Here is a 15454-nt window from a genome sequence, read left to right as displayed (position 1 = left end):
CCCGATGCAATTGCGTAAAACACTCTTGGTAGGATGGGTTTCTGTTGCCCTGCTGAGTGGCTGTTCATTGTTTAACAGCGAAGAAGATGTTGTCAAAATGTCCCCGCTGCCAAAAGTTGAAAATCAATTTACTCCGACTCAGGTCTGGAGCAAATCCGTAGGCGACGGCGTAGGCGATTTCTACTCCCACCTGCGTCCGGCCTGGCAGGACAGCACCATTTACGCAGCCGATCGTTTTGGCATCGTGAAAGCACTGGATGCTGACAGCGGTAAAGAAAAGTGGAGTGTCAACCTGTCTGAAAAAACAGGTTTCTTCTCCAGCAACCGTTCAGCACAACTGTCCGGCGGTCTGACTGTTTCTGGCGGCCATGTGTATGTCGGCAGTGAAAAAGCGGTTGTTTATGCGCTGAATACCGAAGACGGTACAGTGGCATGGCAGACCAAAGTGGCGGGCGAAGCACTGTCCCGGCCTGTGGTCAGCGATGGCTTAGTGCTGGTACATACCGGAAACGGGATGTTGCAGGGGCTGAGCGAATCTGACGGTACCGTGCAGTGGACTGCTAACCTCGATATGCCAACCCTGTCCCTGCGCGGCGAGTCAGCCCCGGCAGTGGCGTTTGGCGCAGCGATTGTCGGCGGTGATAACGGCCGTGTCAGCGCAGTGCTGATGAAAGAAGGTCAGTTGATCTGGCAGCAACGTATTTCACAAACCACCGGGACGACTGAAATCGATCGTCTGAGTGACGTGGATACTACGCCGGTTATCGTTGATGGCGTCGTTTATGCGCTGGCTTACAACGGTAATCTGGTGGCTATGGATCTGCGTTCAGGTCAGGTCATGTGGAAACGTGATGTGGGTTCCGTCAATGACATCATCGTCGACAGCGGCCGTATCTACATGGTCGATCAGGATGACCGTGTAATGGCGCTTGATACGCAAGGCGGCGTTAGCCTGTGGCGTCAAAGTGATCTGTTGCACCGTAATCTCACCGCGCCAGTGCTGTATAATGGGTATATCGTGGTGGGTGATTCCGAAGGTTACCTGCACTGGATCAATACCACAGATGGTCGTTTCGTTGCTCAGCAGAAAGTCGACAGCGATGGCTTCCTGAGTGCGCCGATTGTGGCAAGTGACAAGCTGGTCGTGCAGGCGAAAGGTGGCGAAGTTTACTCCTTCACCCGCTAATATCGCGCCCGGCGTCTGGCCCTGAGATCGTTTGATCGCGGGCTTAAAAACGGCTCCTGAATTGCTCAGGGGCCGTTTCGTATTCTGAAAACCGTGCAATTTTTCGATCTAATTGCGCTGTAACAAATTGAATTATAGCTGTTTGTCCAGAAGTGAAGGGCTGCAGACTATTTGCGTTTAGCTATAAATAAAAACACTGAGGCTTCAAAATGATACCTGTCGTTGCGCTTGTTGGGCGCCCGAATGTGGGTAAATCCACTTTATTTAACCGTTTGACCAAGACGCGCGACGCGCTGGTTGCGGATTTCCCGGGGCTAACGCGTGACCGCAAGTATGGTCGTGCTGAGATTGAGGGTAATGAATTCATCATCGTGGATACCGGCGGTATCGACGGTACCGAAGATGGCGTTGAAACCCGCATGGCTGGCCAGTCATTGCTGGCAATCGAAGAAGCGGACATCGTGCTTTTCATGGTCGATGCGCGCGCGGGCCTGATGCCTGCCGATCAGGGCATTGCCCAACATCTTCGCAGCCGTGAAAAATCCACTTTCCTGGTCGCGAACAAAACCGACGGTATTGACCCGGACAGCGCCGTCGGCGATTTCTACTCACTGGGTTTAGGCGAAGTCTACCCGATCGCGGCTTCTCATGGCCGTGGTGTTGCGCAGCTGATTGAACACGTGCTGATCCCGTTTGTCGGTGAAAAGCCGGAAGAAGTCGAACTGACGGAAGAAGAGGCTAACGCCGCTTACTGGGCAGAACAAGAAGCGACCGGTGATGAAATCCCGGAAGACGAAGAAGACGACTTTGATCCGCAGTCCCTGCCAATCAAATTGGCTATTGTCGGGCGTCCTAACGTAGGTAAGTCCACACTGACTAACCGTATTCTGGGGGAAGAGCGTGTCGTGGTTTACGACATGCCGGGGACCACCCGTGACAGTATTTATATTCCGATGGTGCGTGACGAGCGTGAATACGTTCTGATCGATACTGCCGGCGTGCGTAAGCGCGGTAAAGTTACTGAAACCGTTGAGAAATTCTCCGTCATCAAAACCCTGAAAGCGATTGAAGACGCGAACGTCGTGATGCTGGTGATTGATGCCCGCGACGGCATTTCCGATCAGGACCTTTCACTGCTGGGGTTCATCCTCAATAGTGGGCGCTCACTGCTGATTGTGGTGAACAAATGGGATGGCATGAGTGAAGATGCGCGTGCACAGGTGAAAGACCAGCTGGATCTGCGCCTTGGCTTTGTCGACTTCGCCCGAATCCACTTCATCTCGGCCCTGCACGGCAGCGGCGTGGGCAATCTGTTTGAGTCAGTGATCGAAGCCTACACCTGCGCGACCACGCGAGTGAGCACTTCCATGCTGACCCGTATCATGCAGATGGCGGCGGACGATCATCAGCCACCGCTGGTTAATGGCCGTCGTGTGAAGTTGAAATATGCTCACGCCGGGGGGTATAACCCGCCGATCGTGGTTATCCACGGTAACCAGGTGAAAGATCTGGCTGACTCCTACAAACGCTATCTGATGAACTATTTCCGCCGTTCATTGAAAGTGATGGGAACGCCTATCCGCATCCAGTTTAAAGAGGGTGAGAACCCGTATGAAGGCAAGAAAAACACGCTGTCACCACACCAGCAGCGTAAACGTCGACGCCTTCTGCAGCATCTGAAAAACAAATCCTAAACTGATGGGGTGCATGAAAATGTACCCCATTTTTTTGCCCCACTTTTCGCAAGGAACTGGCTGGATGTTTTGGCAGACCTGGAGTTTTGCATTTGGCGTGACGGTGCCAAATTTACTGATTTTATTGTTAGGCATGGTTTTACGCCGTACCGGCCTGATGGACGACAGTTTTAATGAGAAAGCCAGCCGGCTTGTTTTCAATATCGCGTTACCTTGTCTGCTCTTTTTCAGTGTGGCGCAAGGGCATGATTCTTCGGGTTCTAACCTGCCGCTGGCGATTTATGGTGGCGTGGCGACAGTGGTGTCTTTCCTGCTGCTGGAGCTGGTTGCGCTAAAGCTGGTGAAAGATCCGCGTGAGCGCGGCATTTTTGTGCAGGGTGGATTTCGTGCGAATACCGGCATCGCAGGGCTGGCCTATGCGTCGCTGGCCTTTGGCAGTGAAGGCATTGCGCTCGGCTCGATGTATCTGGCAGTGACGGTGATCTTGTTCAACGTGCTGTCGGTGATTACATTGACCCGCAGTTTGCAGGGCGGGCAGGGTAAGCGCATCGGAATGCGGCCTGTGTTGCACGGTATCCTGACCAATCCGCTGATTATTGGCCTGGTGCTGGGGCTGGCATTCCAGCACAGCCATCTGCCGATGCCGGCAACGCTCGCCAGTACCGGCGCGTTCATCTCCGGCATGGCGCTGCCGCTGGCGATGCTGTGCGCCGGTGCCAGCCTTGACTGGCGTGCGATGTTTCGCAGTTCGAATGTGGCCGCCTGGTCATCCGCCTCGCGTGTGGTATTTGTGCCTGCGCTGATGACGCTGGGCGCATGGGCTTTTGGTTTTCGCGGCGCGGCGCTTGGCGTCATTTTTCTTTTTTCCTGCACGCCCACGGCCGCAGGCAGCTACGTAATGACCCGCGCCATGGGCGGAAATGCCACGCTGGCGGCGAACATTATTGCGGTCACGACGTTGGGATCATTTTTTACTACCGCGCTGGGCCTGTATTTATTACGGACGCTCGGGGTCATTTAAAGGAGAGGCATGATGGAAGCATATTGTCCGGTTTGTGAGCAGCCAATGAGTTGGGTGAGCGGTCACTTTCGCTGCGACGCCTGCGGCACAGAATATAATCAAACGGCGTTATGCCCGGATTGTCAGCAACCGTTGCAGGAGCTGAAAGCCTGCGGCGCGGTCGACTATTTCTGCCAAAACGGGCACGGAATGGTATCTAAAAAACGGGTGCTGCTTACGTATTCGCCTTATTCAGAGGGATGATCATCGGGCTGAGCCTGTTTCCATAAATTCACCAGTGCTTCCGGGGCTTCGGTTTCGGGAATAATCACCACCAGACTGGCAGAATGCTCGGCCGATTCGACGTAAATCTCAATACGGAAATAACGCTGGTCACCGCGACCGGCGTTTTCTTTTTCCTGAGCGAAGGGCATGGCCTGGTTGATGAGCTGGCAAATTTGCTGCCGTTTGTCATCGCTCATTCCTGCAAGCTCGACCCTGCGCGGCCCGCTGAGTTTGGGGATAAACGCGATGCCACCTTCGCGGTAAATCTCAATCACCGCATTACTTTCCAGCGAATCTAAAGGTTTCATTTACATCACTCCAACCTGCTCCCAGGCCTCACGAACCGCCTGAGCGACAGAAGCGTCAAACCGTTTTTCCGCATGCTGAACCGTCAGTTGGGCAAAAGTCACAAAGTCTGCATCTTTGGGCAGGGACTTATCGCAGATCGTGTCATACCAGACATAACCGGCGCGTTCCCACGCGTTACCGCCAAGTGTCGTCGCCGCCAGATAAAATGCGCGGTTAGGGATACCTGAATTGATGTGCACACCGCCGTTATCGTCGCGGGTGTTAACGTAGCCGCTCATGTCGGCAGGCTGCGGATCTTTGCCGAGCAGCGGATCATCATACGCAGTACCGGGATGCGACATCGACCGCAGGCCCGTGCCGTGAATGCCTTTTGCCAGTAATCCTTCACCAATGATCCAGTCGGCTTTATCGGCAGTCTGCTTCAGATGGAACTGTTTCACCAGCGAGCCAAACACATCCGACATCGATTCGTTCAGCGCGCCGGATTGCCCGTTATATTCCAGGCCTGCTTCTGTTTCAGTCACACCGTGGGAAAGTTCATGGCCAACCACGTCGATAGCAATGGTGAAGCGGTTAAATATTTCCCCGTCACCGTCGCCAAATACCATTTGCTGACCGTTCCAGAAGGCATTTTGATAGCCCTTGTCGTAATGAACGGTGCCGAGCAATGCCAGTCCTTTATTGTCGAGAGAGTTTCGCTGATACGCCTGCCAGAAGAAATCATAGGTTACGCCGAGATAATCATAGGCTTCATCCACCGAGACATCGCCGTTACTCGCCTGGCCTTCTTTTCGCACGGATTCGCCCGGCAGGCGGGTGGTGTTTTTGGCGTCGTAAATATCGCGCTCAACCAGACCCGCTTTGGCCGTCACCGTCTTTTGCGGTTTGGCGTAAGGCTGGGCCATCAGGGTATTAACATGCACCAGCGTCTGTTTTGCACATCTGCGCTGAAGTTCTGAGCCGTGTTCAATAATGCGGTTGAGCATATAAGGTGGGATGACGCTGTTGTAACGTTTCGCGGAACTGTGATTCATGGTGAATCTCCTTATCAAGGGTCACCCGGAGGTGAAAGAAAGGTGTTCGGACAGTCTGATACTGAAAAGCGGCTAATGTTTAGTCGTCACTTTTCAGTATAGAACCGCGCGACAACCTGCCCGTGAAAGATGAGATTTATCTGTCCGCCTGCGGGTCACACAATATCCCGGTCATAAAACAGGTTGATCATAAAGATGATGCGGACGGGGAATGACCGCGCGACCAGACGCCTTGCGTACCGATTCTCTCACCACCAGCTTCCCTTGTAACAGCTGGCTGGTATAAGGCGCGTCAGGGCGCAACATACGGCGCTGTAACAGCGCGATAGCCTCGGTTCCCAGTTCATCACGCGGCACGTGCACCGCAGTGAGCAGAACGTCATGGATCTCCGCCAGATTAAACCCGTCGGTGCTGAGCACACTGATATCACCGGGTACCGAAATCCCTTTTTTACTCAACGCAGCCACCACGCCGGACGCCATGTAATCTCCCCCGGCCAGAATCGCTGTCGGCAAGGGTTGCCCGATGGGTAAAGCGTCCAGATATTCGAGTAACGCCTGTTCGCTTTCCTGCGCGCCAAAACCTGATGTGTTGATCAGATGATGGTTGTCGCTGAAGGTCTGATGGTGGCGGGTGAAGGCCTGTTTGATGCCGCTCAGACGCAGTTCCATGGTATGTCGGCGCAGGCATTGCAGCGTGACGATGTGCTGATGGCCCTGTGAAAACAGGTAGTCACAGGCAAAATCCCCCATGCTCTGATGATCAGGGCTGACGCTGTCATGGCGCATGTGCCGGTCATGACAGTTCACCAGCACGCAGGGTTTACCCATTTCCGCCGCCAGCAGATGAATATGCGGATCGTCGATACCGACCAGCAAGGCCGCTTCGGTCAGCGGGTCGGTCATTTTGGCGATAAACAACGCCGCGTTGGCATTTTCTTCTTCCATCGCGCAATAGCGCACCCGCACTTCATGGTGAGCCGTCGCCGCCAGGATCCCCTGAACCACTTTGTAATAAAAAATATCGCTGCGCACATCGAAAGCACGGGCCGGGGCGAAAATCATGATGTTGTTGAGCATCAGGCGACCGGTTGAAAGCCCGTTAAAAACGCCCTGTGATTTCGCACATTCGAGCACGCGTTCGCGTGCTTTGCTGCTGGTGTTATTTTTTCCGGCCAGAACCCGTGAAACGGTGCTGATTGAGAGCCCTGTCTGGTCGGCAATTTGCTGGATATTTAACTTTCCTTTCAAACTGTGATCTCCTTCAAAATCGCTCATGCAAAATTTTTCATCTGAGAAGCCCGCTCATCCATAAGCTTTTATCCGCTCTGATTTCGCTACGCAGTTATAGCGTGAAAGCTTTTGCAAAAAATCACGTTCCACTCACAAATCCGCCTGCCTACTCTGCAAAAGTACCTCACATAACACATCATCTGCGGCCAGGCCGACGGGTGGGAGAACGGACATGACAATTCAAATCAACACCGAAAATACGGCCGTTATCGGACGTCGAAAAATAAAAGCCTTGCGCTGGTGGATGCTGGCGCTGTTCCTGCTGGGTGTGACCGTCAACTACATCACCCGTAACTCTCTGGGTTTACTGGCTGCGGAACTTAAAACCAGCCTGAACATGACCACCGAACAATATTCCTACATCGTCGCTGCGTTTCAGGCGGCGTACACCATTTTCCAGCCCCTGTGCGGCTGGCTGATTGACGTGATCGGTCTGAAGCTTGGCTTCCTGATCTGCGCTTCCGTCTGGGCGGTGGTGTGTATGCTGCATGCCGGGGCAGGAAGCTGGATCCAGCTGGCGATTTTGCGTTTCTTCATGGGCAGCGCCGAAGCGGCGGCCACCCCGGCCAACGCCAAAGCGATTTCCGACTGGTTCCCGCGTAAAGAGCGGCCGGTTGCTGCCGGCTGGGCTGGCGTAGGCTTCTCGATAGGCGCGATGCTGGCGCCGCCCATTATTCTGGTGGCGCACCTGTCTTTTGGCTGGCGTGGTGCGTTTCTGTTTTGCGGTGTGCTCTCAATGCTGTGGGTGTTGCTGTGGTGGAAATTTTATCATTCACCGGAAACCCATCCGAACCTGAGCAAAGACGAACTGGCGCTGATCCGCTCTGATAACGAGCCGCAGCAAACGCGTTTGCCGTTCCTTAAGTCGCTGAAAATCGTCTGCAAAAACAAAAAGTTCTACGGGATCGCCATTCCGGCATTTCTGGCCGAACCGGCATGGGCCGTGTTCAGTTTCTGGGTGCCGCTGTATCTCGCCAACGAACGCGGGATGGATTTGAAACACATCGTGATGTTCGCCTGGTTACCCTTCCTGGCCGCCGATCTGGGCAGTATCGCCAGCGGTTATCTCACCACGCTCTACCGCAAAGTATTTGGCTGCACGCGCATTAACTCCATCGTTGCCAGCTCCGTGACCGGCGCTTTCATGATGCTGTCTCTGGCCCTGGTTGCACTCACCCAAAGTCCTTACGCGGCGATTGCGCTGATCTCCATCGGTGGCTTCGGGCACCAGGTGATCTCCTGCATGCTGAGCGCCGTGGTGGTAGAGACGTTCGACAAAAATCAGGTAGCGACCGTCAACGGCATGCGCGGTTCCTCCGCGTGGATCGCCAGCTTCCTGTTTTCACTGCTGATCGGCGCAGTTGCCGACACGATTGGTTTCAATCCGCTGTTTATCGCAATGGGATTCTTTGATTTGATTGGGGCAATATTCCTGATTGCGCTGATCGCTGAACGCCGCAATCCGGCAAAAAGGGAGCATGTATGAAGACGTTGAAACACTGGGAGCTGGCCGGACATCATGACGCAGGCGTGGATTTGCGTGTCGAAGGTAAGCATCTGTTTTGTCTGAGGGTGCTGGAGCAGGGGTTAATCCGTGTCTTTATTCAGCGCAATGGCGAACTGGCACTGGACCGCACCTGGAGCATTGCGCCGCAAAATGATGTGCCTTGGGAAGGGCGCGATCGTCTGAGCAATGAAGGTTTTACGTTGCCGGGTTATCAACTTACGCACGGCGAAAATACCCTGACGCTGACCACCGAAATGTTACGTGTCACCGTGCATCAGTCTTTGTGGCTGGAGTGGGAACATAAAAATGAGGCGGGCGTCTGGTTACCGCTGGTCAGCGATCGAAAAACCGGCGCGTATATGCTGTCGGTGAAAGGCGATGCCTCGGCGCACTATCAGTTGCGTGAAGCACAGGATGGCGTGTACGGGCTGGGCGAAAAAGCCGGGGATCTTAACCGCAGCGGGCGTCGTTTTGAAATGCGCAATCTGGATGCGATGGGTTACAACGCCGCCAGCACCGATCCGTTATACAAACATATTCCGTTTACTATGACCCGTCGTAACGACATCAGTTTCGGCTTGTTCTACGACAATCTTAGCAATGTCTGGCTTGATCTTGGCAATGAGCTGGATAACTACCATCTGCCATACCGCCGTTTCAGCGCCGAGGCCGGGGATCTGGATTACTACCTGTTTATCGGCCCGACCGCGCTGGATGTCACCAAAAAACTGGTGAAGCTGACCGGTAAAACCACCTTTGGCCCGAAATGGAGCCTTGGTTACAGTGGCTCGACCATGTACTACACCGACGCGCCGGACGCCCAGCAGCAACTGATGAAATTCATCACGCTGTGTCAGCAACATGACATTCCCTGCGATTCCTTCCAGCTTTCATCGGGTTATACCTCGATTGGCAACAAGCGTTATGTCTTCAACTGGAACTACGACAAAGTGCCGCAGCCTGAAGTGATGTCGCAGGCATTTCTTGATGCGGGTATTCGTCTGGCGGCCAACATCAAACCTTGTCTGTTGCAGGATCACCCGCAATACGGGCAGGTGGCGGAGCAGGGATTGTTCATTCGTGACAGCGAGAGCAATGTGCCGGAACGTTCTGTTTTCTGGGACGACGAAGGATCGCATCTCGATTTCACCCACCCGGCCGCGGTGCGCTGGTGGCAAAAAGGGGTGACGCAGCAGTTGCTGGAAAAAGGCATCGGCTCAACCTGGAACGACAACAACGAATACGAAGTCTGGGACAACGATGCGCGTTGTCACGGTTTCGGTAAGTCCATCGCCATTAAACATATCCGCCCGGTAATGCCGCTGCTGATGATGCGTGCGTCGTTTGAAGCGCAGCAAAGTTTCGCGCCGGAAACCCGTCCGTATCTGATTTCACGTTCTGGCTGTGCGGGAATGCAACGTTACGTGCAGACGTGGAGCGGCGACAACCGCACCAGCTGGCAGACGCTGCGTTACAACACGCGCATGGGCATTGGCATGAGTTTGTCCGGTTTGTACAACGTCGGCCACGACGTCGGCGGCTTCTCTGGCGATAAGCCCGATGCCGAACTGTTTGTACGCTGGGTGCAAAACGGCGTGATGCATCCGCGTTTTACCATTCACTCCTGGAATGACGATCACACGGTGAATGAGCCGTGGATGTACCCGCAGGTGACGCCGCTTATCCGCGACGCGATACGTCTGCGCTACCGTCTGCTGCCGTATTTCTACACCTTGTTGTGGCAGGCTCATGCCGACGATGAGCCGATGCTGCGCCCGACATTCCTCGACCACGAGCACGACAAAAACACCTTCGCGGAAACCGATGATTTCCTGATGGGGCAGGATTTGCTGGTCGCCAGCGTGGTGGATGAAGGTCAGCGTGAACGTCAGGTTTATCTGCCGGATAACGGCATCGGCTGGTGTGATTTTTACACCGGGGAATGGTTTGCAGGCGGCCAGACAATCACCCTGGATGCACCGCTTGAGCGCCTGCCGCTGCTGGTCCGCGCTGGCGCCGCATTGCCGCAATCCGCACGGCTGGCCCACGTTGACAGCCATAAAGACCTGGAGCGCAAGTTGCACGTTTATCCGGCACCGGGTGAACTGACCTCAGCGGGAATGCTGTTTGAAGATGATGGCGAGAGCCACCGCTGGCAGCAAAATCAGGCGCTGTGGCTGAACTGGAATATTGTCAGTGACACGCAGCGCATCGATATCACAATCACTCAGCGCGGGGAATTCAAACCGGCGTGGAAAACCCTCAACATTGTGCTGCCGGCAGGCGAAGCGCGTGAGGTGTGGGTGAACGGTGTGAAGACAACTGGCTATAATCTTTAAGTATTTCAAACTCCTCCTCTGAAAAGGGGAGGAGGTTTTAAACCCCACGTTTATTTGACCGCCCGTTTCCGCGCCTTCTTCTCCACCACAATCGATTTCACTTCACTTTCAATCCAGCCATCGGCCAGACGTGTTTTTAGCGTATCGCCCGGTGCGGTCTGGGTGGTTTTCTTGAGTAACGCGCCTTGTGGCGTGGTGGTCACGCTATAACCGCGTGCCAGCGTTGCCAGCGGGCTGACGCCCTCCAGTTGTGCACAGGCCTTGCCGAAGCGCTCGCGATGTTCGCCCAGTTGCGCGGACATCGCCTGCTGCAAGCGGTACTGTAATTGCTGGACCCGTTGCTGGGCGCGGTGAATACGAGGTTGCGGCTGCTGCTGCGTCAGGCGTTGCTGTAAACGGTCGGTGCGGCGCAGCATCTGGCGCAGCTGATTTTGCATGGCTTCATCAAGACGGCGGCGCAGTTTGAACAGTGCCGTTTGCTGGCGCGCCAGACGTAAATGCGGATGCTGTTGTTGCAGACGATGATTCAGACGCGTGAAACGCTGAGTGAGCTGCGCGAGATAATAATCCATCGCCATTTCAAGGCGCTGCTGCTGTGACTGGATCTGTCGCAGCAATTCCAGCTGATTGCGGCTGATCAGTTCGGCGGCGGCAGACGGCGTCGGCGCGCGTAAATCAGCGACAAAATCGGCAATGGTGACATCGGTTTCGTGGCCGACTGCGCTGACGATCGGAATGCGGCTGGCGAAAATCGCCCGTGCCACGCGCTCATCATTAAAGCTCCACAAATCTTCCAGCGAACCGCCGCCGCGCCCGACAATCAGGATATCCACTTCTTCACGGGCATTCGCCAGCTGAATGGCACGGACGATTTGCCCCGGCGCATCCACGCCCTGAACGGAGGTCGGATAGATAATAACGGGTAATGACGGGTCACGACGCTTTAAGACATGTAAGACGTCATGCAGCGCAGCACCGCTGGCGGACGTGATCACACCGACGCATTTGGCAGGTGAGGGCAGCGGCTGTTTAAACTGCGCATCAAACAGACCTTCGGCGGCCAGTTGCTGTTTCAGCAGATCGAATTTCTGCTGCAACAGACCGTCACCGGCTTCCTGCATGCTTTCGGCAATCAGCTGATAATCGCCGCGCGGTTCGTACAAGGTTATGGTCGCGCGGACCAGAACCTGCTGACCGTTTTGCGGGCGGAACGTCGTGCGGCGATTGGTGTTGCGAAACATCGCGCATTTGACCTGAGCGCGGTCATCTTTGAGCGTGAAATACCAGTGGCCGGAGGACGGCTGAGAGAAGTTTGAAATCTCACCGGAGAGCCAGACCTGACCCATTTCGTTTTCCAGCAACTGTCGGACCGTCTGATTCAGGCGGCTTACGGTAAAAATAGGAGGCGAAGAAGGTAGTGACATGTGATCCAGATCAAATTCAAAAACAGAGACTTAATCGAACGATACTACATGCCCGCAAAAGGTAATCAAGAAGTTTTTGAAATAGTTCTGGTCGGAATGCCTACTCACCTGTATACTCCCGCTGCAATATTTTATCTTTTCCGCATCCACCTTGGTGAGATATTGCCCATGCTACGTATCGCAAAAGAAGCACTAACGTTCGACGACGTTCTCCTTGTTCCAGCCCACTCCACAGTTCTGCCCAATACTGCCGATCTCGGTACTCAACTGACCGCTAAAATCCGTCTGAATATCCCTATGCTGTCCGCAGCCATGGATACCGTGACTGAAGCGAATCTGGCGATTGCTCTGGCGCAGGAAGGCGGCCTCGGATTCATCCACAAGAACATGTCTATTGAGCGTCAGGCGGAAGAAGTCCGTCGCGTGAAGAAGCATGAAAGCGGCGTTGTTGCTGACCCTAAAACCGTCACACCTTCGACCACTCTGCGTCAGGTTAAAGCACTCACTGAAATTAACGGTTTTGCCGGTTATCCGGTTGTGACGGAAGAAAACGAACTGGTCGGTATTATTACCGGTCGTGACGTGCGCTTCGTGACCGATCTGGAACAGCCTGTGACGGCAGTCATGACGCCGAAAGAGCGTCTGGTCACCGTCAAAGAAGGCGAAGCCCGCGAAGTCGTGCTGCAGAAAATGCACGAAAAACGCGTAGAGAAAGCGCTGGTGGTTGACGCGCAATTCCATCTGCTCGGTATGATCACCGTAAAAGACTTCCAGAAAGCCGAACGTAAACCGAACGCCTGTAAAGATGAGCAGGGCAGCCTGCGCGTCGGTGCTGCGGTTGGCGCCGGTGCGGGCAACGAAGAGCGTATCGATGCGCTGGTCGCGGCCGGTGTTGACGTTCTGCTGATTGACTCCTCTCACGGCCACTCCGAAGGCGTTCTGGAACGTATCCGCGCAACCCGCACTAAATACCCTGATCTGCAAATCATTGGCGGTAACGTCGCAACTGGCGCAGGTGCTCTGGCACTGGCGAAAGCGGGCGTGAGCGCGGTGAAAGTCGGTATCGGTCCTGGCTCCATCTGTACTACCCGTATCGTGACCGGCGTGGGTGTTCCGCAAATCACCGCCGTTTCTGACGCGGTTGAAGCGCTGGAAGGCACAGGCATTCCTGTTATCGCTGACGGCGGTATCCGCTTCTCCGGCGACATCGCTAAAGCTATCGCGGCTGGCGCAAGCTGCGTGATGGTTGGCGGGATGCTGGCAGGGACTGAAGAATCGCCGGGCGAAATCGAGCTGTATCAGGGCCGTTCATACAAGTCTTACCGTGGTATGGGTTCTCTGGGCGCGATGTCCAAAGGCTCTTCTGACCGTTACTTCCAGACGGACAACGCCGCTGACAAACTGGTACCGGAAGGTATCGAAGGTCGCGTGGCCTATAAAGGCCGTCTGAAAGAAATCATCCACCAGCAAATGGGCGGTCTGCGCTCCTGTATGGGGCTGACCGGTTGTGCTACCATCGACGACCTGCGCACCAAGGCTGAGTTTGTCCGCATCAGCGGTGCAGGGATCCAGGAAAGCCACGTACATGACGTGACCATTACCAAAGAGTCACCGAACTACCGCATGGGTTCCTGACCCGAAAGACAGCGAGCTTAAGGCTCGCTGTCTGCTTTTAAGATTGTCAGAAAATTTAACCTGTTGTTTTAACGCTTTTATTGCTTTCTGGAAAACGCCCCCTCATGAGCGAAAATATTCACAAGCACCGTATCCTGATCCTCGATTTCGGCTCCCAGTATACCCAACTTGTTGCGCGCCGCGTGCGTGAACTGGGTGTCTATTGCGAACTCTGGGCCTGGGACGTAACCGAAGCCCAAATCCGCGAATTCAACCCGAACGGGATCATCCTGTCCGGCGGCCCGGAAAGTACCACCGAGCATGACAGCCCGCGCGCCCCTGATTACGTCTTCGAAGCCGGTGTGCCGGTTCTGGGCGTCTGCTACGGCATGCAAACCATGGCAATGCAGTTAGGCGGCCATGTTGAAGGCTCTAACGAGCGCGAATTTGGTTACGCGCAGGTTGAAGTTCAGACTGAAAGCGCGTTAATCCGCGACATTCAGGACGCTCTGAGCGAGAACAACAAACCGCTGCTCGACGTCTGGATGAGCCACGGCGACAAAGTGACGGCCATCCCGTCCGGTTTCGTGACCGTTGCCAGCACTGAGACTTGCCCGTTTGCCATTATGGCGAACGAAGAAAAACGCTTCTACGGTGTGCAGTTCCACCCGGAGGTGACGCACACCCGTCAGGGCCTGCGTATGCTCGAACGTTTCATCATGGACATCTGCGAGTGCGAAGCCCTGTGGACGCCAGCGAAAATCATCGAAGACGCGGTTGAGCGTCTGCGCGTGCAGATTGGCGACGATCACGTGATCCTCGGCCTGTCTGGCGGCGTTGACTCCTCCGTGACCGCGATGCTGCTGCACCGCGCGATTGGCGACCGTCTGACCTGCGTATTTGTGGATAACGGCCTGCTGCGTCTTAACGAAGCCGATCAGGTTCTGGAAATGTTCGGTGACCGTTTCGGCCTGAACATCGTTCACGTCGCTGCCGAAGAGCGTTTCCTGTCTGCGCTGGCAGGCGTTGATGAACCTGAAGCCAAACGTAAAATCATTGGCCGCGTCTTTGTTGAAGTGTTCGATGAAGAAGCCTGCAAGCAGGATGCGGTGAAATGGCTGGCGCAGGGCACGATCTACCCTGACGTGATCGAATCTGCGGCCTCTGCCACCGGCAAAGCGCACGTGATCAAATCCCACCACAACGTGGGCGGTCTGCCAAAAGAAATGAAACTGGGTCTGGTTGAGCCGCTGAAAGAGCTGTTCAAAGACGAAGTGCGTAAAATCGGTCTGGAACTCGGCCTGCCATACGACATGCTTTTCCGTCACCCGTTCCCGGGGCCAGGTCTGGGCGTTCGCGTGCTGGGCGAAGTGAAGAAAGAGTACTGCGACCTGTTGCGTCGTGCTGATGCTATCTTCATCGAAGAACTGCACAAAGCCGATCTGTACAACAAAGTCAGCCAGGCCTTCACCGTTTTCCTGCCAGTCCGCTCCGTTGGCGTGATGGGCGATGGCCGTAAATACGACTGGGTCGTTTCCCTGCGCGCAGTGGAAACCATCGACTTCATGACCGCGCACTGGGCGCACCTGCCGTACGATTTCCTCGGCCGCTGCTCCAACCGCATCATCAACGAAGTTGACGGCATTTCCCGCGTTGTTTACGACATCTCGGGTAAACCACCAGCGACGATTGAGTGGGAATAAGTTTTAGCAATAGCTGAAGCCTGAAACCCGTAAAAACGCCAGTGCGATCGCAAGATCCGCTGGCGT

The 15454-nt window shown here is 54.9% G+C and carries 12 protein-coding genes; 8 read left to right on the top strand and 4 right to left on the bottom strand.

The window, feature by feature from the left end:
* The first annotated feature begins 4 nt into the window (after positions 1–4).
* From bamB to ABSH60_RS04430, 4 genes are all read left to right on the top strand, one after another.
* Entirely contained in the window at positions 5–1186 is a 1182-nt protein-coding gene (gene bamB, locus ABSH60_RS04445; RefSeq protein WP_056781269.1) for an outer membrane protein assembly factor BamB, read from the top strand.
* A 209-nt stretch (positions 1187–1395) separates the two neighbouring features.
* Positions 1396–2880, top strand: a complete 1485-nt coding sequence (gene der, locus ABSH60_RS04440; protein ID WP_122097413.1) for a ribosome biogenesis GTPase Der — start codon at positions 1396–1398, stop codon at positions 2878–2880.
* 64 nt (positions 2881–2944) lie between these two features.
* Positions 2945–3901 (top strand): AEC family transporter, encoded by a 957-nt coding sequence (locus ABSH60_RS04435; protein WP_056781265.1) that lies wholly within the window; start codon positions 2945–2947, stop codon positions 3899–3901.
* Positions 3902–3913: 12 nt separating this feature from the next.
* Entirely contained in the window at positions 3914–4144 is a 231-nt protein-coding gene (locus ABSH60_RS04430) for a zinc-ribbon domain-containing protein (protein WP_390975680.1), read from the top strand.
* On the opposite strand, the gene ABSH60_RS04425 is transcribed toward ABSH60_RS04430, so the two are convergent.
* The 3 genes from ABSH60_RS04425 to ABSH60_RS04415 all read right to left on the bottom strand — a co-directional run bounded on the left by ABSH60_RS04425 (position 4129) and on the right by ABSH60_RS04415 (position 6759).
* On the bottom strand, positions 4129–4473 hold the full coding sequence (locus ABSH60_RS04425) for a protealysin inhibitor emfourin (protein WP_122097415.1): 345 nt from the start codon (positions 4471–4473) through the stop codon (positions 4129–4131). The two genes, ABSH60_RS04430 and ABSH60_RS04425, sit on opposite strands and share 16 nt — an antisense overlap.
* Positions 4474–5508 (bottom strand): M4 family metallopeptidase, encoded by a 1035-nt coding sequence (locus ABSH60_RS04420; RefSeq protein WP_390972875.1) that lies wholly within the window; start codon positions 5506–5508, stop codon positions 4474–4476. It lies immediately after the preceding gene.
* Between the two features lie 171 nt (positions 5509–5679).
* On the bottom strand, positions 5680–6759 hold the full coding sequence (locus ABSH60_RS04415; protein ID WP_390972873.1) for a substrate-binding domain-containing protein: 1080 nt from the start codon (positions 6757–6759) through the stop codon (positions 5680–5682).
* A 214-nt stretch (positions 6760–6973) separates the two neighbouring features.
* On the opposite strand from ABSH60_RS04415, the gene ABSH60_RS04410 reads away from it, so the two are divergent.
* Positions 6974–8287 carry an MFS transporter gene (locus tag ABSH60_RS04410; protein ID WP_056781257.1) on the top strand — a complete coding sequence of 438 codons (1314 nt, stop codon included), beginning with the start codon at positions 6974–6976 and terminating at the stop codon, positions 8285–8287.
* Complete coding sequence (locus tag ABSH60_RS04405; RefSeq protein ID WP_390972871.1) at positions 8284–10647, top strand: TIM-barrel domain-containing protein; 2364 nt, start codon at positions 8284–8286, stop codon at positions 10645–10647. Before ABSH60_RS04410 ends, ABSH60_RS04405 begins: the two co-directional genes overlap by 4 nt.
* Before the next feature lie 50 nt (positions 10648–10697).
* Here the strand turns inward: ABSH60_RS04405 and xseA are convergent, their stop codons facing one another.
* On the bottom strand, positions 10698–12071 hold the full coding sequence (gene xseA, locus ABSH60_RS04400) for an exodeoxyribonuclease VII large subunit (RefSeq protein ID WP_390972869.1): 1374 nt from the start codon (positions 12069–12071) through the stop codon (positions 10698–10700).
* Between the two features lie 168 nt (positions 12072–12239).
* Between xseA and guaB the strand changes: the two genes are divergently transcribed.
* Together guaB and guaA are read left to right on the top strand one after the other, a co-directional pair.
* Entirely contained in the window at positions 12240–13706 is a 1467-nt protein-coding gene (guaB, locus tag ABSH60_RS04395; RefSeq protein WP_390972867.1) for an IMP dehydrogenase, read from the top strand.
* A gap of 104 nt (positions 13707–13810) precedes the next feature.
* The gene (guaA, locus tag ABSH60_RS04390) at positions 13811–15388 is read left to right on the top strand and encodes a glutamine-hydrolyzing GMP synthase (RefSeq protein ID WP_056781247.1); all 1578 of its coding nucleotides are present in this window, start codon (positions 13811–13813) and stop codon (positions 15386–15388) included.
* The last annotated feature ends 66 nt before the right edge of the window (positions 15389–15454 follow it).

The organism is Rahnella sp. R3(2024) (assembly GCF_042920125.1).
Lineage (GTDB): Bacteria > Pseudomonadota > Gammaproteobacteria > Enterobacterales > Enterobacteriaceae > Rahnella > Rahnella rivi.
This window is presented reverse-complemented; position numbering and strand designations above follow the sequence as displayed.

What these genes read in the sequence shown, in the direction of transcription:
- bamB (WP_056781269.1), top strand. Translation starts at nt 5, where the DNA reads ATGCAATTGCGTAAAACACTCTTGGTAGGATGGGTTTCTGTTGCCCTG.
- der (WP_122097413.1), top strand. Translation starts at nt 1,396, where the DNA reads ATGATACCTGTCGTTGCGCTTGTTGGGCGCCCGAATGTGGGTAAATCC.
- ABSH60_RS04435 (WP_056781265.1), top strand. Translation starts at nt 2,945, where the DNA reads ATGTTTTGGCAGACCTGGAGTTTTGCATTTGGCGTGACGGTGCCAAAT.
- ABSH60_RS04430 (WP_390975680.1), top strand. Translation starts at nt 3,914, where the DNA reads ATGGAAGCATATTGTCCGGTTTGTGAGCAGCCAATGAGTTGGGTGAGC.
- ABSH60_RS04425 (WP_122097415.1), bottom strand. Translation starts at nt 4,473, where the DNA reads ATGAAACCTTTAGATTCGCTGGAAAGTAATGCGGTGATTGAGATTTAC.
- ABSH60_RS04420 (WP_390972875.1), bottom strand. Translation starts at nt 5,508, where the DNA reads ATGAATCACAGTTCCGCGAAACGTTACAACAGCGTCATCCCACCTTAT.
- ABSH60_RS04410 (WP_056781257.1), top strand. Translation starts at nt 6,974, where the DNA reads ATGACAATTCAAATCAACACCGAAAATACGGCCGTTATCGGACGTCGA.
- ABSH60_RS04405 (WP_390972871.1), top strand. Translation starts at nt 8,284, where the DNA reads ATGAAGACGTTGAAACACTGGGAGCTGGCCGGACATCATGACGCAGGC.
- xseA (WP_390972869.1), bottom strand. Translation starts at nt 12,071, where the DNA reads ATGTCACTACCTTCTTCGCCTCCTATTTTTACCGTAAGCCGCCTGAAT.
- guaB (WP_390972867.1), top strand. Translation starts at nt 12,240, where the DNA reads ATGCTACGTATCGCAAAAGAAGCACTAACGTTCGACGACGTTCTCCTT.
- guaA (WP_056781247.1), top strand. Translation starts at nt 13,811, where the DNA reads ATGAGCGAAAATATTCACAAGCACCGTATCCTGATCCTCGATTTCGGC.